Source organism: Arthrobacter sp. 9AX (assembly GCF_902506095.1).
Taxonomy (GTDB): domain Bacteria; phylum Actinomycetota; class Actinomycetes; order Actinomycetales; family Micrococcaceae; genus Arthrobacter.
Genome location: NZ_LR733293.1, coordinates 1,643,509 through 1,662,067, shown reverse-complemented (window position 1 = coordinate 1,662,067; position 18,559 = coordinate 1,643,509). Strand labels below are relative to the sequence as shown.

Annotated in this window: 14 protein-coding genes; 2 read left to right on the top strand and 12 right to left on the bottom strand. The window is 67.6% G+C overall.

Annotated elements, in window-relative coordinates; all coding sequences use genetic code 11:
* Nucleotides 1-24 precede the first annotated feature (24 nt).
* The 5 genes from BACI348_RS07520 to BACI348_RS07500 form a co-directional block, all read right to left on the bottom strand.
* Entirely contained in the window at nt 25-561 is a 537-nt protein-coding gene (locus BACI348_RS07520) for a DUF5666 domain-containing protein (protein WP_159824649.1), read from the bottom strand.
* Nucleotides 562-770: 209 nt separating this feature from the next.
* On the bottom strand, nt 771-2,279 hold the full coding sequence (gene gatB, locus BACI348_RS07515; RefSeq protein ID WP_159824648.1) for an Asp-tRNA(Asn)/Glu-tRNA(Gln) amidotransferase subunit GatB: 1,509 nt from the start codon (nt 2,277-2,279) through the stop codon (nt 771-773).
* Nucleotides 2,279-3,835 carry an Asp-tRNA(Asn)/Glu-tRNA(Gln) amidotransferase subunit GatA gene (gene gatA / locus BACI348_RS07510; RefSeq protein WP_159824647.1) on the bottom strand — a complete coding sequence of 519 codons (1,557 nt, stop codon included), beginning with the start codon at nt 3,833-3,835 and terminating at the stop codon, nt 2,279-2,281. The genes gatB and gatA overlap by 1 nt, the downstream gene beginning before the upstream one ends.
* 2 nt (nt 3,836-3,837) lie before the next feature.
* Nucleotides 3,838-4,134 (bottom strand): Asp-tRNA(Asn)/Glu-tRNA(Gln) amidotransferase subunit GatC, encoded by a 297-nt coding sequence (gene gatC / locus BACI348_RS07505; RefSeq protein ID WP_159824646.1) that lies wholly within the window; start codon nt 4,132-4,134, stop codon nt 3,838-3,840.
* 146 nt (nt 4,135-4,280) lie between these two features.
* Nucleotides 4,281-5,747 carry a CitMHS family transporter gene (locus BACI348_RS07500; protein ID WP_159824645.1) on the bottom strand — a complete coding sequence of 489 codons (1,467 nt, stop codon included), beginning with the start codon at nt 5,745-5,747 and terminating at the stop codon, nt 4,281-4,283.
* A gap of 182 nt (nt 5,748-5,929) precedes the next feature.
* Between BACI348_RS07500 and BACI348_RS07495 the strand changes: the two genes are divergently transcribed.
* Both BACI348_RS07495 and BACI348_RS07490 read left to right on the top strand, forming a co-directional pair.
* Nucleotides 5,930-7,708 carry a sensor histidine kinase gene (locus tag BACI348_RS07495; RefSeq protein ID WP_201298398.1) on the top strand — a complete coding sequence of 593 codons (1,779 nt, stop codon included), beginning with the start codon at nt 5,930-5,932 and terminating at the stop codon, nt 7,706-7,708.
* Complete coding sequence (locus BACI348_RS07490) at nt 7,701-8,363, top strand: response regulator (RefSeq protein ID WP_159824644.1); 663 nt, start codon at nt 7,701-7,703, stop codon at nt 8,361-8,363. Before BACI348_RS07495 ends, BACI348_RS07490 begins: the two co-directional genes overlap by 8 nt.
* A 12-nt stretch (nt 8,364-8,375) precedes the next feature.
* Here BACI348_RS07490 and BACI348_RS07485 read toward each other — a convergent pair whose 3' ends face one another.
* The 7 genes from BACI348_RS07485 to BACI348_RS07455 form a co-directional block, all read right to left on the bottom strand.
* Nucleotides 8,376-8,759, bottom strand: coding sequence for a RidA family protein (locus tag BACI348_RS07485; protein WP_159824643.1), 384 nt, complete (start codon nt 8,757-8,759; stop codon nt 8,376-8,378).
* A 46-nt stretch (nt 8,760-8,805) separates the two neighbouring features.
* Complete coding sequence (locus tag BACI348_RS07480) at nt 8,806-9,309, bottom strand: GNAT family N-acetyltransferase (RefSeq protein WP_159824642.1); 504 nt, start codon at nt 9,307-9,309, stop codon at nt 8,806-8,808.
* Between the two features lie 151 nt (nt 9,310-9,460).
* Nucleotides 9,461-10,300: an inositol monophosphatase family protein gene (locus tag BACI348_RS07475; protein WP_201298397.1), complete on the bottom strand. Its 840-nt coding sequence runs from the start codon at nt 10,298-10,300 to the stop codon at nt 9,461-9,463.
* Complete coding sequence (gene ligA, locus BACI348_RS07470; protein ID WP_159824641.1) at nt 10,297-12,531, bottom strand: NAD-dependent DNA ligase LigA; 2,235 nt, start codon at nt 12,529-12,531, stop codon at nt 10,297-10,299. The genes BACI348_RS07475 and ligA overlap by 4 nt, the downstream gene beginning before the upstream one ends.
* Before the next feature lie 73 nt (nt 12,532-12,604).
* A complete protein-coding gene (locus BACI348_RS07465) occupies nt 12,605-13,219 on the bottom strand; it encodes a hypothetical protein (protein ID WP_159824640.1) in 615 nt (204 codons plus the stop codon).
* A gap of 120 nt (nt 13,220-13,339) precedes the next feature.
* Nucleotides 13,340-17,782 carry a type VII secretion EssC family protein gene (locus BACI348_RS07460; protein WP_159824639.1) on the bottom strand — a complete coding sequence of 1,481 codons (4,443 nt, stop codon included), beginning with the start codon at nt 17,780-17,782 and terminating at the stop codon, nt 13,340-13,342.
* Nucleotides 17,779-18,483 carry a hypothetical protein gene (locus BACI348_RS07455; protein WP_159824638.1) on the bottom strand — a complete coding sequence of 235 codons (705 nt, stop codon included), beginning with the start codon at nt 18,481-18,483 and terminating at the stop codon, nt 17,779-17,781. Before BACI348_RS07455 ends, BACI348_RS07460 begins: the two co-directional genes overlap by 4 nt.
* Nucleotides 18,484-18,559 lie beyond the last annotated feature (76 nt).

Genomic DNA, 18,559 nt, shown 5'->3' with positions numbered 1-18,559 from the left:
CTCCACAACGACACTTGCCGCTGCCTACTTGTTGTGGCCCTTGCCGTGGCCGTGCCCGCGGCCCATCCCCAGGCCGGGTCCGTCGCCGGCGCCTTCAACAATCCGCTCTGCGGTCGCCTGGTCGCCGTTCTTCACCCCGGAGATCCGGACGGCATCGCCGGTCGCGATGTCCGCAATGGACGGCCTGACCTTCGTCTCTGCATTGACGGTGTACGCCTGGGAGTAGCCGTCCTCGCTCTTGACCGTGATGGAGCTGTCGCTGACCGCCTCCACCGTGCCGTGCTGCTCGAGGATGGTCTGGAACGTGCCGTCCGCTTTCTTGACCACGCTCTCGCTGTGAAGGTGCTGCGGGCGCTGGGATTTGTCCGGCTTGGCCTTGTCCTTGTTCTTGTCCCTGCCATTGTCCTGCCCGGGCGCAGACTGCGACTGCGAAGCGGAGGGCGACGGCGAGCCTGAGTCACTCGCTGCCCACGCAACCGCTACCCCCGTCCCTGTCAGGGCAAGGGCGACCACACCGGCGAGCATCGCTTTGCGGTATTTGAACGGTTCCCGGACATTCATGGAACATACCTCCCACAGCAACGGCAGGGCCGGCTACTCCATGGAGCCGGCGCCCTGGAGCTTCAGTGTAGGACCGGCGCAGGCCGCTGCACACGAGTAATCAGCAGCGGAGGGGAACTGAGTACTCCTTAAAGCAAACCGGGTAGCGCCAAGTGTCGTTCCTGTCGTTCAAAACGGCACTTCGCGCTACCCGTTTGGGGTGGGAGGGACTAGGCGGTGACGCCCAGCTTCTCGAGGATCAGCTCGCGGACGCGGCCGGCGTCGGCCTGGCCGCGGGTGGCCTTCATGACTCCACCAACAATGGCGCCGATGGCCTGGACCTTGCCGCCACGGATCTTGTCCGCGACGTCGGGCTGCGCAGCCAGTGCGGCGTCGATGGCTTCGAGCAGGGGCCCGTCATCGGAGACTACGGCCAGGCCCCGCTTCTCCACGATCTCCGCCGGGCTGCCTTCGCCGGCCAGGACGCCGTCCAGCACCTCGGAGGCCATCTTGTTGTTGATCTTGCCTTCCTCCACCATGCGCGCGAGCTCCACAATGGTGGCGGGCTGGACACCGAGCTGGCCGGGGTCCACGTCGGCGTTCTTGGCCCGGCCCACGATCTCGCCCATCCACCACTTGCGGGCCACCGAAGCGGAGGCGCCGGCGGCGATGGTCTCCTCGATCTCGTCCATGACGCCGGCGTTCACCACGTCGCGGAATTCCAGGTCCGAGTAGCCCCAGTCCGCCTGGAGGCGCTTGCGGCGGGCGGCCGGCGGCTCAGGCAGGGTGGCACGGAGTTCCTCCACCCATTCGCGGGAGGGAACCACGGGAACCAGGTCCGGCTCCGGGAAGTAACGGTAATCGTCGGCATCGGACTTGGCGCGGCCGGATGTGGTGGTGCGGGTGTCCTCGTGCCAGTGGCGGGTTTCCTGGATCACGGGCTCGCCGGAGTCCAGGACGGCGGCGTGCCGCTGGATCTCGTAACGCACGGCGTGTTCGACGGCGCGCAGAGAGTTCACGTTCTTGGTCTCGGACCGGATGCCGAACCGTTCACGGCCGTGCGGCCGGAGCGAGACGTTGGCGTCGCAGCGCACGTTCCCGCGCTCCATCTTCGCATCGGACACACCGAGGTTCTTCACGATCTCGCGCACCGCGGCAACGTACGCCTTGGCCAGTTCCGGCGCGCGGGAGCCAGCGCCTTCGATGGGCTTGGTGACGATCTCCACCAGCGGCACGCCGGCGCGGTTGTAGTCCACCAGCGAGAAGTCGGCACCCTGGATGCGTCCGGTGGCGCCGCCCATGTGGGTCAGCTTGCCGGCGTCCTCCTCCATGTGGGCGCGCTCGATCTCCACCCGGAAGACGGTGCCGTCGGACAGTTCGATGTCCAGGTAGCCGTCGTACGCGATGGGTTCGTCGTACTGGGACGTCTGGAAGTTCTTGGGGGTGTCCGGGTAGAAGTAGTTCTTCCGGGCGAAGCGGCAGGACTCGGCGATCTTGCAGTTCAGCGCCAGGCCGATCTTGATCGAAGACTCGATCGCGGCCTTGTTCACCACCGGCAGGACGCCCGGCATGCCGAGGTCCACCTCGTTGACGTTGGTGTTGGGCTCGTCGCCGAAGACGTTCGGGGCCGAGGAGAACATCTTGGTCTTGGTGTTCAGCTCCACGTGGACCTCGAACCCCAGGACGGGATCGTACTTCTCCATGGCCTCTTCGAAGCTCAGGATTGCGTCAGGGTTCATTATTTAGCCTCCTTGGCTTCAACGAGCTCACCCAGCGCCGGCGCCTGGGCCAGCAGCGGGCCGCCCCATTTCGCTTCAAGCAGCGACTCCAGCACAGCACCCACCCGGTACAGGCGGGCGTCCTCGCGGGCCGGGGCCAGCAGCTGGATACCCACCGGCAGGCCATCTTCGTCCGCCAGGCCACCCGGCAGGGACAGGCCCGGAACGCCGGCAAGGTTGGCGGGGATGGTGGCGACGTCGTTCAGGTACATGGCCAGCGGATCGTCCAGCTTCTCGCCCAGGCGGAAAGCCGTGGTGGGGGCCGTCGGCGAAATCAGGACGTCCGCCACCGTGAAGGCGGCGTCGAAGTCGCGCTGGACCAGTGTGCGGACCTTCTGGGCCGAGCCGTAGTAGGCGTCATAGTAGCCGGCGGACAACGCGTAGGTGCCCAGGATGATCCGGCGCTTGACCTCGTCGCCGAAGCCGGCGGCGCGGGTGGCACCCATGACGCGTTCGATGGTCATGGGCCCCTCTTCGGGGAGGACGCGCAGGCCATACCGGACGCCGTCGAACTTTGCCAGGTTGGAGGACGCCTCGGAGGGCATGATCAGGTAGTAGGCACCCAGGGCGTACTGGAAGTTGGGACAGGACACCTCAACGATCTCCGCGCCGGCTTCCTTGAGGAGCTCCAGGGCGTCATTGAAGCGGTTTTCGACGCCGGCCTGGTAACCCTCGCCGTGCAGTTCCTTGATGATGCCGATCCGCAGGCCCTCAACGTTGCCGGTCTTCGCCGCGGCCACGAGGTCCGCCAACGGGTCCGGGAGGGAGGTGGAGTCGCGGCTGTCATGTCCGCCGATGACCTGGTGCAGGAGGGCGGAGTCCAGGACGGTCCGCGAAACGGGGCCGATCTGGTCGAGCGAGGACGCCATGGCGATGGCGCCGTAGCGGGACACACTGCCGTAGGTGGGCTTCACGCCCACGGTGCCGGTGACCGCGCCGGGCTGACGGATGGATCCGCCGGTGTCCGTGCCGAGGGCCAACGGAGCCTCAAAGGCGGCGACGGCGGCAGCGGACCCGCCGCCTGAGCCGCCGGGGATCCGGTCCAGGTCCCAGGGGTTGCGGGTGGGCCCGTACGCGGAGTGCTCGGTGGAAGAGCCCATGGCGAACTCGTCCAGGTTGGTCTTGCCCAGGATGGGCATCTTCGCGGCGCGCAGCCGCTCCACTACGGTGGCGTCGTAGGGGCTGTACCATCCCTCGAGGATCTTCGAGCCGGCGGTGGTGGGCTGGCCCACCGTGACAATGAGGTCCTTCACGGCGATGGGCACACCGGCCAGGACATGCAGCGCTTCGGCTTCCGCTCCGCCGGCGGCGCGGAGGGCGTCAACCTCTGCGGCCACGGCGAGCGCTTCCTCGGCGTTGACGTGGAGGAACGCGTTGACACCGCGTTCGCCGCCGTCAACGGCGGCAATCCGGTCCAGGTACGCCTGGGTTACCTCGACGGAGGTCACCTCGCCGGCGGCCAGTTTTTCGGCCAGCGCGGCGGCGGTGAGGCGGATCAGTTCGTTGGTGTCAGTCATGGTTATGCCTCATCCAGGATTGCCGGAACCTTGAAACGGAAGTCAAGCGAGTCCGGTGCACCGGAAAGGGCCTGCTCCGCCGTGAAGGTGTGGCCCACAACGTCTTCCCGGAACACATTGGTCAGCGGAATGGGGTGGGACGTGGCCGGCACGTCGCCGCCGGCGGCTTCACCGACCGATTTGACCGAATCAACGATGACGGCGAGTTCTCCGGCCATCCTGTCCAGCTCTTGCGCACTCATCTCAATGTGAGCGAGCCGCGCGAGGTGCGCGACGTCGTCACGGTTGATCGCAGCCATGGATCTCCCCTGCAAAGTTTGAATTGATTTCCGATCCATTCTAGTGGGGAAACGATGATGCCCGTCTGACGACCCCCAGCGGGCGTCAGACGGGCACCTTCTCACCGGGCACCGCCCACCAGGGGCAACACCGCGGCAGCTACAGACTAACCGATTCCGATGGCTCCGGTCAGCATGCCGATTCCCAGCATGACCAGGGACACTGCCGCGGCGCGCCACAGGACTTTCCTGTGGTGGTCGCCGAGGTCCACCTTGGCCAGGGACACCAGGAGCAGGATGGCCGGAACCAGCGGGCTCTGCATGTGGAACGGCTGGCCGGTGATGGAGGCGCGGGCCATCTCGGCGCCGCTGATGCCGTAGTGGGCAGCGGTCTCGCTCAGCACGGGCAGCACACCGAAGTAGAAGGCGTCATTGCTCATAAAGAACGTCATCGGGATGCTCAGGAGGCCGGTAATGACGGCCATCAGCGGGCCCATGCTGGACGGGATGATCTGCACCAGCCAGGAGGACATGGCCTCCACCATGCCCGTTCCCTTCAGGACGCCGGTGAGGACCGCTGCGGCCATGACCATGCTGACCACGGCAACGATCGACGGCGCGTGGGCAACGACCTGCGCCGCCTGGTCCTTCACATGGGGGAAGTTCACCAGGAGGGCGATGGCAGATCCGACCATAAACACATACGGCAGGGGCACGAGGTCTGCGATGAGCATGCCCATCACTGCCACCGTGAGGGCCAGGTTGAACCACTGCAGCCGGGGGCGCAGCGTGGTGCGGTTGGGATCCAGGGCGGTGCCTGCCATCGCGGCGTCGTTCTCTTCCGCTGACACTTCCGTGCGTTCCAGGACAGCTACGGAAGAGCTTCCGACAGCGGCGGCTGCTCCGCCTGGGTTCCCGTTGCGGCCTGCACCGGTGCGGAAGGCGCCGCTGCCGCCTGCCGGGGTGCCGCCGTCGAACGCTTCGGCGGTGTCAGGCACACCCCAGATTTCGGGCTGGGTGGCACGGAGCCGGTTGCGCTCCTGCAGTCCGAGCACCCAGGCGAAGATGAGGACCACGGCGAGGCCGGCGACAAGGGACGGGATCATGGGGACGAAGACCTCGTTGACGTCGATCTTCAGGGCGCTGGCGGCGCGGGCCGTGGGACCGCCCCAGGGCACGATGTTCATGGTGCCGTTGGCCAGGCCGGCCACACAGGTGAGGACAACGGGGCTCATCTTCAGCCGGAGGTAGATGGGCAGCATGGCCGCGGTAGTGAGGATGAAGGTGGTGGAGCCGTCACCGTCCAGCGATACGGCAGCTGCCAGCAGGGCGGTGCCCAGCACCACCTTGGCGGGATCATTGCCCAGCTTGCGCAGGATGAACCGGACCAGCGGATCGAACAGCCCGACGTCGATCATCAGGCCGAAGTAGATGATGGCGAACATCAGCAGGGCGGCGGTGGAGGTCATGGACTTCATCGAATCCATCACCATGTCTCCAATGCCCAGGCCGGCGCCGGCGAACAGGCCAAAAACTGTGGGGACGATGATCAGCGCCAGCACTGGCGTCAACTTCTTCGTCATGATCAGCACCATGAATACCGCGATCATGGCGAATCCAAGTAATACCAGCACGGCTGGGCTCCTTCTTTGTGAACAGCGGCACAGCGGTGTGACGCGTGCTACAGACTGTAGGGTGGCCGGCGTCACGGCAGTGCCTTTGGCTCAATTGATTGGCATACTGCTTATTGCGAGCATTTTGCTCATTGTGCTCACGGCCTTCAGCCGCCCCGCCACCCACCGGATCGAGGAGGATCATGCAGCGTACCAGTCCGCGCGCGCCGCTGCGGTTTTCCACCCAGACGCTGCTCCTGCAGCTGGCGGTGGTGCTTTTGGTGGTTCTGCTCAGCGCCGCTGTCCACGCCTGGCTGACCTACGACCGGGTGGCCCGCGAGGCAGAGAGCCAAGCATTGACCCTGGCCCGGACTGTGGCGTCGGACCCCTCGGTGCAGGCCGACGTGCTGGCCATCAGCGAACAGCCCGGCACTCCCCCGCCCGCCGAACTCGCTGCCGGGCCGCTGATGACGGCCGCCGAAGCGGTCCGCGCCCGGACAGGTGCCCTGTTCGTGGTGATCACCGACGAAACCGGCCTCCGGCTGGCGCATCCGGATCCGCAGCGGCTGGGCGAAAGGGTGAGCACCGATCCGTCCGAGGCGCTGTCCGGCGAGGAAGTGACCACCCGGAACACCGGAACACTCGGACCTTCCGCCGGGGCCAAGGTACCCGTCTACGCCCCCGGCAGCAGCACGGTGGTGGGCGAGGTCAGTGTGGGGTATTCGATGGAGACCGTGGGCCAGAGCGTGGAACGGGACATCGGCCCGGTCGCCTTGACCGCCGCCGGTGCGCTGCTCGCCGGCATCCTGGGATCCTTCCTGCTGCGCCGCCGCCTGCACAGGCTCACCCTGGGCCTGGAACCGGAGGAGATCAGCACCCTGGTCCATGACCAGGTGGCGGTCCTCCAGGGCGTGGACGACGGCGTGATCGGCGTTTCCGCCGACGGCCGGATCACCGTCTTCAACGCCGCCGCCCAGCGCCTGCTGGGGCTGGACGACCTCGCCGGAACACGCTGGGAGGACGCCCCCGTGCCGGACCTGCTGAAGTCCCTGACCAGGGCCGGCTCCGGCGACGCTTCCGCCGTCGAACTGGTGGCCGGCGGCCGGGTACTGGTGGCCAACGGGCGCAAGGCATTGCACCGGCGGGAGGACCTGGGCTGGGTGGTAATGCTCCGCGACCGCACGGAGCTGCAGCAGCTTACCCGGCAGCTGGATGCTGTGGGCACCATGTCCACGGCGCTGAGGGCCCAGCGGCACGAGTTCGCCAACCAGCTGCATACCATCGCCGGGTTCATGAGCATCGGGCAGCACCAGCAGGCGCGTGAATACCTGGCCCGGCTGGCCGCCACCGGGCCGCTGAAGTTTCCCGTGGACCAGGCCGAGCTGCTCCAGGACCCGTACCTGCAGGCTTTTGTTGGTGCCAAGGGGGTGGAGGCCGACGAGCGCGGGGTCGCCCTGCGGATCGGCCCGGAGACCCTGGTCCGCGGGCAGGTCACCGACGCCCAGGACGTCACCACCGTGCTGGGGAACCTCATCGACAACGCCATCAACGCCGCCGTGGCTGGCTCTTCGACGGACCGCTGGGTTGAGCTGGAGGTGCTGGATGAGCCGGACGACGACGGCGGCACGCTCCACGTGGTTGTCGCCGACTCGGGCGACGGGCTGGCGGCGGGAACGGACCCCGAGGCAGTCTTCGCCGAGGGCTTCACCACGGCGTCCGGCGCGCTGTCCAGGAACCACCGTGCCGGCGGCGGCCAGGGATTCGGGCTGGCACTGGCCCGCCAGCTGGCCCGCCGCCGCGGCGGGGAGGTCCGCCTGCTGGAAGCCGGGCAGCCCGGCGGACCCGGTGCTGTTTTTATGGCCACCCTCCCCGGCACCACAGCCGGGACCAAGGACTCCCGGCTCAAGGATTCAGCGGCCACGGATGCCGCCTTCAGGAATTCCGCTTCCCAGGACGCAGCTGGAAAGGACCACCATGGCTGATGACTTTCGGGTGCTGATCGTCGATGACGACTTCCACGTGGCCAAACTGCACGCCGCCTACGTGGACTCGGTGCCAGGGTTCCTGGCCCTGGCACCGGTGGGAACGGCGTCGCTGGCGCTACAGGCCATCCACAGCCTCCGGCCGGACCTGGTGCTGCTGGACGTGTACCTGCCGGACGCGTCCGGGCTGGACCTGCTCCAGCAACTGGACGTGGACACCGTAATCCTCAGCGCCGCCTCCGACCCCGCCTCCATTCGCGTGGCGTTCCGGCGGGGTGCGCTGGGCTACCTGCTGAAGCCGTTTACCTCTGAGTCCCTGTCCCAGCAGCTGCGGTCCTACGCGCGGTTCCGGCGTCTGCTGGCCCAGCCCGGCGCGCTGGACCAGGATGGGGTGGAGCGTGCCAAGCGGTCTCTGATCCCCGGTGACGTCGCGCCGTCGTCAAAGCCCAGGTCAGCGACGGAGGCGGCGGTACTGGAATCCCTGGTACCGGGCGAGCAGTACTCGGCCGCGGAGGTGGCCGGCCGGGTGGGTGTCTCCCGTGCAACAGCGCAGCGTTACCTGTCCTCGCTCGCCGACGACGGCGCCGTGGACATCCAGCTGCGCTACGGATCCACCGGCAGGCCGGAGCACCGCTACGGCCTGCCGGCGGGGTAACCTGCTGGCGGGTTAGCTGCCGCTCTTCTGGGCGACGAGCTCGATTTCGACCAGCATGTCCGGGTCGAGGAACGGCAGGACGTGGACCAGGGACAGGGTGGGCCGGATGTCGCCAAAGACTTCACCGTGGGCGCGGCCGGCGTCCTCCCACTTGCTGATGTCCGTCAGGTACAGCTTGGACTGGACCACGTCCTCGAAGCTGAAGCCGGCGTCCGCGAGGACCTTGCCGAGCTTCTGCAGGATGAACTGGGTCTGGGTGTAGAAATCGTTCCCCACGATGCCGTCCTCGCCGCTGGCCGCGGTGGCGGAAATGTACAGGGTGCTGTCCACCTGGACCGCGCGGGAGTAGCCGAGGGTCTGTTCCCAGACGGAGCCGGTGCCGAAGGTTTTGCGCATGGTGGGCCTTTCAAAGCTGGAATGAGTCGGCACCACTTTAGGGCGGCTACAGGTCCAGCCGGTAAACCAGCAGTTTTATGTCAGTTCCGGGGATGAACCAGTCACGCTCGGGGACGCGGCGGAAGCCTGTTTTCCGGTAGAGTCCGTGAGCGCTCTCCCAGGTTGCTCCGGTGGTGAGGGCTACCCCGTTGATGCCTGGCAGGGACCGGGCATACGCGATGATGGCCTCCACCATCGCCTTGCCGGCACCGCTGCGCTGCACAGCCGGGTCCACCACCAGCATGCGGAATTCCAGTTCGTCGGCCAGTGCAATGTCCGCATACGGCTTGCCGGCCAAGGCAAGAGTGACCGAACCCACCACGTCCCCGGCCCGCTCCGCCACCCAGATCGTGGCCTTGCCTGCCCGCTCGGCCACATCCTGGACCTTGCGCATGTAGGGGTGATCGGCGTCGTCGAAATACCCGGCGGCCAGGTAGGAATCCCTGGTGATGCGGGCAATGGCGCCGAAATCGGACTCGACGGCGGGACGGACGGTTATCTGCGGATGCACCCATCAATGGTAGTGCTACTGATGAGTACCAGCCCGCGCAACAACGCTTTCCGTGATTGAACTATCAGCCAGGCGCATTGTGGTCAGGCGAGTGGAAACAATAGCCAGGGGAAGGTCCGTCAGGGAGGCTGTGGGTCAGGGAAGCTGTGGGTCAGAGCGGGAATTTGCCGGACAGCTCCAGGCTGGCAGCGCAGGTCCAGGCGTCCAGCCGTTCCTCGTCTGAGGGGCCGCCGTCCAGCGGGCTGGTCAGCCGCGGCCGCCGGACCCAGCAGCCGGCCTCTTCCGCAATGAGCGCGCCGGCGGAAAAATCGTGCTCGTTGAGCCCGCGTTCGCCGAAGGCGTCATGGGTGCCGTCCGCCACCATGCACAGGTCCAGCGCCGCAGACCCGAGCCGGCGGACATCCGCGAACCCTTCCAGCAGTTCGGCCAACTGGCCGGCCTGCTCGGAACGGACGCCCGGATCGTAGCTGAAGCCGGTGGCAAGGATCTGGCCCTTGCGGCCCGGTACCGGCCCCTCCAGCCGGGTCAGGGTCCCGGCTTCCTCGAGCCAGGCACCCTGGCCGCGGGCCGCGTAGTAGATGCGGCCCAGCGCGGGGGCGTTGACGACGCCGGCCAGCCAGGCGCCGTCGGCATCCGCCACTGCCACGGAGGTGCCGTAGTAGACGATGTTGCGGATGAAGTTGGTGGTGCCGTCCAGCGGGTCGATGGACCAGCGGTATCCCGTGGGATCTGCCGGCCGGGTAGTGCCGTGTTCCTCGCCGGTGATGCTGTCCCCGGGCCGCGCGGCGGCGATGACATCGCGGACGGCGTTCTCGGCGGCAATATCGAAGGCGGTGACCCAGTCGCCGGCTTCGCCTTTGGTGCTGGCCCGGAGCGCGTCCGCGTTCCGCCCGGCCAGGACACGGGCGCCGGCCGCTGCTGCCTGCTTGGCCACTTCCAGCAGGGCGGCGGGAAGTTCCCGCCGGCCGGCGGCCGCGCTTCCGGCGCTCACGAGGCTGCCTCCAGGGCTGCCGGGCCGCCGGCCAGGAGCTCACGGAATCCGTCCTCGTCCAGCACCGGCACGCCCAGCTGTTCGGCCTTGTCCAGCTTGGTTCCGGCGTTCTCGCCGGCCACTACGTAGCTGGTGTTCTTCGAGACCGACCCGGCAGCCTTGCCGCCCCGGAGCAGGATGGCCTCCTTGGCCTCGTCCCGGCTGAAGTTGGGCAGCGAGCCCGTCACCACCACGGTCAGCCCCTCAAGCGTCCGCGGCATCGACTCATCCCGCTCATCTTCCATCCGCACCCCCGCCGCGGCCCAGCGGTCCACGATTTCCACATGCCAGTCCTCGGCGAACCACTCCTTGAGCGCGGCCGCAATGGTGGGGCCCACGCCGTCCACGTGCGCCAGCTCTTCCTCGGAGGCGTTCCGGATGCCCTCCATGGTGCCAAAGGCGGTGGCCAGGGCACGCGATGCCCTCGGGCCCACGTGCCGGATGGACAGCGCCACGAGCACCCGCCACAACGGCTGGGTCTTGGCCTTCTCCAGCTCCCGGAACAGTTTTTCGGTAGTGGCCGTAGGCTTGGACGGGGACTTGGCCGTGCCCTTGCTGTAGAAGTAGGGCACCAGTTCAAACTCCCCGGTGGGCACACCCTTGGTGCGCTTTTCCCGCCTGATCCGGACATCGGCGAGAATTTCCGGAGTGAGGTCGAACAGGGCAGCTTCGGTGGTCAGCGGCGGAACCTCGGGTTCTGCCGGCTGGGTGAGGGCGATGGCTGCTTCCCAGCCCAGGGCCTCGATATCGAACGCGCCGCGCCCGGCCAGGTGGAACACCCGCTCCCGCAGCTGTGACGGGCAGGACTTGGAGTTGGGGCAGCGGATATCCACGTCGCCCTCTTTGGCCGGAGCCAGGGGGGTGCCGCAGGAGGGGCATTCGGTGGGCATCACGAAATCGCGGACCGGTGGGTCCTGCTGGTCGCGCAGGGCCAGGACCGGGCCCACGATTTCCGGGATGACATCGCCGGCCTTGCGCAGCACCACGATGTCGCCGATCTTCACGCCCTTGGCTTTCACCACGTCCTGGTTGTGCAGGGTGGCCATTTCCACCGTGGACCCGGCCACCTTGACGGGCTCCATCATGCCGAAGGGCGTGACGCGTCCGGTGCGGCCCACGTTGACCTGGATGTCCAGGAGCTTGGTGTGGACTTCCTCGGGCGGGTACTTGTAGGCGACGGCCCAGCGCGGCACGCGGGTGGTGTAGCCGAGGGCCCGCTGGATGGCGAAGTCATCCACCTTGATGACGATGCCGTCGATTTCGTGCAGCAGTTTGTGGCGCTTGTCGCCGTACCGCTTGATGAAGTCCAGGACCTCGTCCAGGCTGCCCAGCACTTCGGAGTAAGGGCTGACCGGCAGGCCCCAGGCCTTGAGCACATCGTAGGTTTCGGACTGGCTGCGCGCCTGGAGCCCTTCACGGGCGCCAATGCCGTGGACAAACATCTTCAGCGGCCGTTTGGCTGTTTCTGCCGGGTCCTTCTGCCGCAGCGAGCCCGCCGCCGCGTTGCGCGGGTTGGCCAGGGGCGCCTTGCCGGCTTCGATCAGGGCTTCGTTGAACGCCGCGAAAGCCTGGGACGGGATGAACACCTCGCCCCGGATTTCCATCTCTTCGGGGAACCCTTCCCCGCTCAGTTCCTGAGGGATTTCCTTGATGGTCAGGACGTTGTGGGTGATGTCCTCGCCCGTGGTGCCGTCACCGCGGGTTGCCGCCCGCACCAGCTTGCCCTCCCGGTACAGCAGGTTGACCGCGAGGCCGTCGATCTTCAGTTCCGTCAGCCACGCGGGCTGGTGCGATCCGTCGCCGAGCTTCTCGATACCGGCGGTGGCTTTGGTGAGCCAGGCTTCGAGTTCCTCAAGGGAAAAGACATCCTCGAGGCTGTACATCCGCTGCAGGTGTTCCACGGCGGCGAAGGCCGCAGAGACTTCCCCTCCCACTTCCTGGGTGGGCGAGTCGTTGGACACCAGTTCCGGATGCAGAGCCTCGATTTCCTCCAGCCGCTGGAAGAGTTCGTCGAATTCGGCATCGGACACCAGGGGCTCGTCTTCCTGGTAGTAGGCGAACCGGTGCTTCCGGACGAGGTCCACCAGGTTCTCGTACTCCTCGCGGACCGGTTCGCTGGGCGTTGTCTCCGGCTCGACGGGTTCGGTGGTGCGGGTGGCGGTCTGATCTGCGGGGCCTGGTCCTGTACTCACAGACCTATCTTGCCATCAAGGCACCACAGCCGGCCGTGACGTCGCGCGCCCGGAGCCGTCGCGTCCGTGGAACTCAGTGGGCTCCGACGCGGTACCGGTTCCGGCCCCACCAAATGAAGGACGCGCAGGCGGTGCCCAGCAACAGCACGCCGGCGATGACGGGCAGGATGGCCGGACCGTCCGGGCCGGGGTCGCCGGCAACCGTGACGGCTGCGACCGGGGTGGGCTTGGCGGACTTGGTGACGGGCGTGTTCCAGTCCTGTCCGCTGGAGGCGCCGGTGGGCGGCGGGGAGGCGGCGGATCCCGTGGCGGCGGCGAGGGACGGACTGGCGGACTCTTCCGGGTCAGCGGACGGGGCGGCCGGTGACGGTGCGGTTTCGGCCGGAGGCGCAACGGACGGTGCGGGCTGTTCCGGAGGCGCCGGAACAGGATCGGCGGGCGGGGCCGGGGGGCTCTGAGGTTCCTTGGGTTTCTGAGTGTGCGTGGGCTCCGCAGGTTTCGGGTCGCCTGCAGGCGCCGGCCCGCAAAACAGCAGGAAGCACTGCTCGGGCGCGGTTGTGGAAGCGGGTGTGGGTTGGGTGGAATCCGCGGCTGCGGGGCCGCCCGGAACGAGGCCAAGGGTGGTGGCCAGGACCACTGCTGATGCCGACGTCAATGCAACGCGGAAAACCGGTGAAGACGGGGTCATTGCTACCTTTCGATGCGCGCAGTCCCCCACCGCGGCTGTCTGGTGTCCTTCGGTAGTCTTCTACACCGTGCAGCAGGGCCGCAAATCCAAGGGACCTGCGGCTCTGCCGCCATGGGCGTGTCAGTCCCTGTTTTCGGGCGGCAGTGCCACCTGGATCTTGCGCGCTTTTCCACGCCCCACCACGTACCCTCGGCCGGGGATGAATTCCGGGCTGATCCGGCCCAGGGACGTGTTCAGCAGGCTGTCGCCTTCGATGTCGCCGGGGTTCAGAAGCAGGCCGCGGCGGCCGGATTTGAAGGGCTGGGCCAGGGACCAGGCAGAGGACCAGGTGGAGGTTTCGGATTCGCCGATGACCCACTGGTCCGCCTTGATGGATACCGTGACCAGCTGGCCCACGCCGGACTCCGCCATGGTGTCGGTGAACTCGGTGAGGCCTTCGATGAAGATGGCAAGCGCGCCAGGGTTTCCGGAGGAGTGCTCCACCAGGTCTTCCACCACCTCGGCTACGTCGTCCGGGCCCACCACGGAGCGGTTCCAGATGGGCAGCGAGGCGACGGCGGACCGCCGGGCCCCGATGTAGATGAGTTCGGTGGCGGGGTTGGACCGGCGGAGGGCGTAGGCCAGGGTCACCAGCGCCACGGTCCGTCCGGCACCGGGCGGGCCGGCGAGGAGGAGCGGGCCCCGCGCCATGATTTCGGCCGGCTGGAGCGTTTCGTCGTCGACGCCGACCACGGGCAGGTCGGGGCCGCCGGCGGGCAGGACATCCAGGTCCACCTGCTCCGGCAGCCTTTCGACGCCCGGGGCAGCCTCCAGGCCCTGGCGCAGCATTGCTTCGCTGAGCTTGTGCACCTCGCGGGCCTGCAGGGCCAGGTTGGAGTTTCCGCCCAGCACGGCGAGCTGGACTTCAAGCCCGTCCAGCAGCCCGCGGCCCGGCGGGGAGGTGGCACCGAGCACGTCGCGCGGAACATCCAGCGAAATGTAGTCGTCCTCGGAGGAGAGCCGGAGCACCAGGCGCCGCTGGATGGAGGCGAGCAGTGAGGCCGGCACCGAATTGGGCCGGTCCCCGGTGACCACCAGGTGGATGCCGAGGGTGCGGCCGTCCGTGGCCAGCTGCAGGAAAATGTCCCAAAGCCCGGACAGGCGGCTGTGTTCGTACGCGTCTCGGAACGCCGACATGCCGTCCACGAGGACAAAGATCCGCTTCTCGTGGGGCCGGTTCGCGAGCTTGCGGTACTCCACGATCGTGGAGGCACGCACCTCGGCGAACGCGGCGGACCGCTGCTCGGCGATGTCCCGCAGCAGGCGCAGCAGGCGCCCCACCCGTTCGACGTCGTCGCCATTGATGATTTCGCCCACGTGCGGGAGTTCCTCCAGCATCCGCAGCCCCGAGGACCCGGAGTCGATCCCGTAGACGTGGACCGGTCCGCCGCGGGGAGTGACGGCGGCAGCGATCGCAATGCCGCGCAAAGCCGCCGATTTTCCTGAACCGCCGGTGCCGTAGATGGCCATGTTGCCGTCTTTGTCCGGCTGGTAGAACACGGTGGGCTGGGATTGCCGGACGGGGTCGTCAGCAACTCCGAGGAGCAGCTGCTCGTCGGTGCGGGGATTGGGGAGCCTGGAGAAATCGTAGGTTTTGGCCAGTTCGTCCAGCCATGGCTTGCGCGGGGGCTGGATCGCGAGCGAGCGGGCCGCCCGGACGATGGTGGCCGTCATCCTCTCGATGTCGTTGGGGCCGGCCGGCGCCTCCAGCACGGGCTTTTCCGGCGCCGGAGCTTCCCAGCTGGGGCCGGAACCGAACGCCATTTCCACAATGTCGATCTGCGGCCGCTGGGGTTTGTCCGTGGTCCAGCCGCCGGCGTAGCCGGTCTGGAAGCCTTGGATCCGGCCAGGCCCGGTTTTGGCCGCACCGCGGCCCGGGATGGAGGGGTCGAAGTAAGCCGCGTCCGGGACGCCCAGGATGTCGCTGGCGTCGTCTTCGTCGGCCATGCGCAGCGCCACCCGGAGGTTGGTGTTGGCCCGCAGGCTGTCCTTGATCACGCCGGCCGGGCGCTGGGTGGCGAGGATGAGGTGCAGGCCCAGGGAGCGTCCGCGGGCAGCGACGTCCACCACGCCGTCCACGAACTCGGGAACCTCGTTGGCGAGCGCCGCGAATTCGTCCACGATGATGATCAGGTAGGGCGGCGCCTCGGGATCGGCCTCGCGCTGGAGTGCCAGCAGGTCCTTGGCCTTCTTCCGGTTCAGCAGCTGCTCCCGGTGGTGCAGTTCGGCGCGGAGCGAGGTCAGGGCGCGCCGGACCAGGTGCGGCGAAAGGTCCGTCACCAGCCCTACCGTGTGCGGCAGGTTGATGCAGTCTGCGAACGCGGCTCCGCCCTTGTAGTCCACGAACAGGAAGCTGACCCGGTCCGGGCTGTACGCCGCGGCCATGCCCATCACCCAGGACTGCAGGAATTCGGACTTGCCGGCACCGGTGGTCCCGCCCACCAGGGCGTGCGGGCCTTCGTTCTTCAGGTCCAGGTACAGCGGTTCGATGCCCTTGGAGCCCACCAGGGCGCGGAGGGTGCCGTTGTCCTTCCGGTTGGCCACGGCGCTGCTGTGCACGGAGTTGTTTTCCGTCCAGCGTTCAGCGACGGCCTGCGGGTTGTCCAGGAAGTCCTTGCCGATCAGGGTGGCATAGGACACGGCGCGTGGAAGGTCGGAATCGTCGGTGACGGGTTTGCCCACGTCCACCACCGGCGTGAGCATCCTTGCCAGCTGGGCAGCGAGTTCGTCGTCTACGCTTTCGCAGCTGACTGGGTAGGTGTGCCGGCCCAGCCGGACCTGCCCTGTGGTGGTGCCGTGCTCCCCGTCCACCACCATAAAATCACGGCAGGCAGCGGGAAGGGCCTGGACGTCCGTGGCTACCCAAAGCACGTGGACGCCGGAGTCCGGGCCGCGTTCGGCGAGCCGGGTGAGACGGCCCCGGTCCACCGGCGCGTCGTCCTCCACGACCACCAGAACCGCCGGCACCACCGGGGCGTCCACCTCCTCCTTCCGGGGATCCAGCCCCGGGCGGAGTTCCGGACCGGACCGCTTGCCGGCGGCCTCCCGGGCTTCCACCAGGTCTTCGAGGCGGGCCACCAGGGAGGCACCGCCGGCAGAACCGGCGGCCAGGTGGTCCCCGGACAGGGGGCTGTGCCCGGAGCCGACGTGGGGCAGCCATTGGAGCCAGTTCCACCGTTCCCGGGACTGGGCGGACGTGATGGCCGTGAGGACCACTTCGGCCGGCGAGTGGAGCCCCGCCAGCTGGAGGACCATGCCGCGCGCCACGTCATCCACCAGTCCGCGGGCACCGGCGATGCCCAGCGAGCCCGCTGACCGGAACCGGGAGACCACCGGAACGCCTTCAATGTCCCGGAACTGCTTGATGCAGTCCTGGATTTCGCGGGCGTATTCCACTTCCGTGTCGTTGTTCGCCGGTTCCTCCAGGAGGACACGCGACGGCACCGTGCCCAGGCCGAAGCGCAGGCCCAGGAAGCCGCTGTGTTCGGGGCGGTGGGTCCACAGCAGCGGACCCAGCTTGTAGATGGCGTTAACGGTGTCGCTGACGGAGGGTGCCTCCTGCAGCCGGACGGCACGCTCCACGTGCTGGAGTTCGGTGATGTCCTCCCGGAAGGCAGCCATGGAGGCCCGGAAATGCTTGAGCTGTTCCTTCTGCTGGCGCTTGGTCCGCATCCGCTGGTCCACGTAATGGCCCACCACGAACAACGGCATCATCAGGATAAACACCGCCGAGAGCGGGTTGTTGCTGATCGAAAAAATGACCGCGCCCATCAGCAGCGGGATGAGCAGCATGATGAAGGGGAAGGGCTGGTCCTCGGGCCGTTTGGGCCCTGCGGGCAGGACGCGCTTCGGTTCCTCAAACCGGGGAACCACCCGGGGTGAGCGGTTGAAGTCCACCAGGGGCGAGGTGGGTGCGGCCGCCCGGTTGTGTCCCAGGGGAACCACCGTAATGGTGGTATCGCCGAGGGTAACGGTGTCCGAGGAGTTCAGTGTGGCGCGGGTGACGGGCAGGCCATCCATCAGGAGCCCGTTGGCGGAGTTGGTGTCCACGATTTCCACGCCCTCCCCCACGCTGATGCGGGCGTGGCGTTTGGACGTCAGCGGATCGGAGAGCCGGATGTCCACGTCCCGGTCCCGGCCGATGTAGCTGGTGCCGGAAGGCAGTGAAAATTCGCGGCCGACGTCGGGCCCTGAGAGCACGCGGAGGGTGGCAGCAGCGGGGCCGCGGCCCGCGTCAGGATCACCGAAATGGGCACTGACGTGGGTCAGGGACACCACGGAGCCGGGCCGGAGGCCGGATTCGAGGAGGTTGTCCTCCCGCGCGAGGACGTTGCCGCGCATGGCCCCCACGAACGCCTCGTCGATCTTCAAGGAGAGGTTGTCCGGGGCGGGCGTGCCTTTGCGGGCAGGGTCGGCGGCCCAGAGCGTCGTGGCTACGTCGGCTACGGATGCGAGGCCGTCAACGGTAATGGCCAGGTCCTTGGCTTCGGCCGGGTCGCGGCGGAGCGTTAGCCGGATCCTCATCCTTCGTCCACGCCCCTCATCTTCTCGAGCAGGTACAGGTCATCGGCTGTGACCAGGTGCGAGGTGACGGCGTGCTCCACCAGCCGGGCGCGGCGGTTGGTGGCGAGTTTGCCGCCGCCGCCGCGCAGGCCAACGACGCCCACGCGGTCAAGTTTGTCGCAGACGTTATCCAGTTTCCGGTTGAAGCGGGTAAGCGCCCAGCCCAGCGTTTTGGCGGCGGCGGCGGAGGACGGGATGGCACTGAAACCGGTCCCTTCGCGCCTGAGCATCGGCTCGGCGAGCGCCACGATGAGTGCCTTCTGCGAGTCGGTGAACACCACCGGTCCAATGGTGGTGTCCCCGTTGCTGTCCTCCTCCCGCGACTCCTGCCGGAAGGACGGGGTCTTCAGGTGCACCGCGAATTCATACGTAGTGGGGCCCGCCGTAAAAATGATGTTGGTGTGGCTGAACACCAGCGGGATGCGGGCGCCGGGCGAGAGCCACGCCTGCATGCCGCCGGATCCGTCCGCTACCGTGGCGGAGAGCATGCTGCCCACGTTGCTGAGCCACCAGATCCCGTCGTAGCGGGCCACCTGCAGGAACTGCCGGTGGAGGTAGGGGTTGTCGTCGACTTCGAGGTCGCCTTCGCGGCCGATGTTGAAGACGTCCTCGTCTGAGGGCTCGTACCATTCACCACAGAAATCTATTGCTAGATCCCCCATGTTCTGTGCCTCCTCGTTGGGCATAACTCTGCGTATCGTTCGTGTGCTGCTGCCTGGAATGTTGTGCCTGATGCGC

Bases quoted from the DNA above. Each gene is read 5' to 3' on its own strand.
- BACI348_RS07520 (WP_159824649.1), bottom strand. From the start codon at position 561: ATGAATGTCCGGGAACCGTTCAAATACCGCAAAGCGATGCTCGCCGGT.
- gatB (WP_159824648.1), bottom strand. From the start codon at position 2,279: ATGAACCCTGACGCAATCCTGAGCTTCGAAGAGGCCATGGAGAAGTAC.
- gatA (WP_159824647.1), bottom strand. From the start codon at position 3,835: ATGACTGACACCAACGAACTGATCCGCCTCACCGCCGCCGCGCTGGCC.
- gatC (WP_159824646.1), bottom strand. From the start codon at position 4,134: ATGGCTGCGATCAACCGTGACGACGTCGCGCACCTCGCGCGGCTCGCT.
- BACI348_RS07495 (WP_201298398.1), top strand. From the start codon at position 5,930: ATGCAGCGTACCAGTCCGCGCGCGCCGCTGCGGTTTTCCACCCAGACG.
- BACI348_RS07490 (WP_159824644.1), top strand. From the start codon at position 7,701: ATGGCTGATGACTTTCGGGTGCTGATCGTCGATGACGACTTCCACGTG.
- BACI348_RS07485 (WP_159824643.1), bottom strand. From the start codon at position 8,759: ATGCGCAAAACCTTCGGCACCGGCTCCGTCTGGGAACAGACCCTCGGC.
- BACI348_RS07465 (WP_159824640.1), bottom strand. From the start codon at position 13,219: ATGACCCCGTCTTCACCGGTTTTCCGCGTTGCATTGACGTCGGCATCA.
- BACI348_RS07460 (WP_159824639.1), bottom strand. From the start codon at position 17,782: ATGAGGATCCGGCTAACGCTCCGCCGCGACCCGGCCGAAGCCAAGGAC.
- BACI348_RS07455 (WP_159824638.1), bottom strand. From the start codon at position 18,483: ATGGGGGATCTAGCAATAGATTTCTGTGGTGAATGGTACGAGCCCTCA.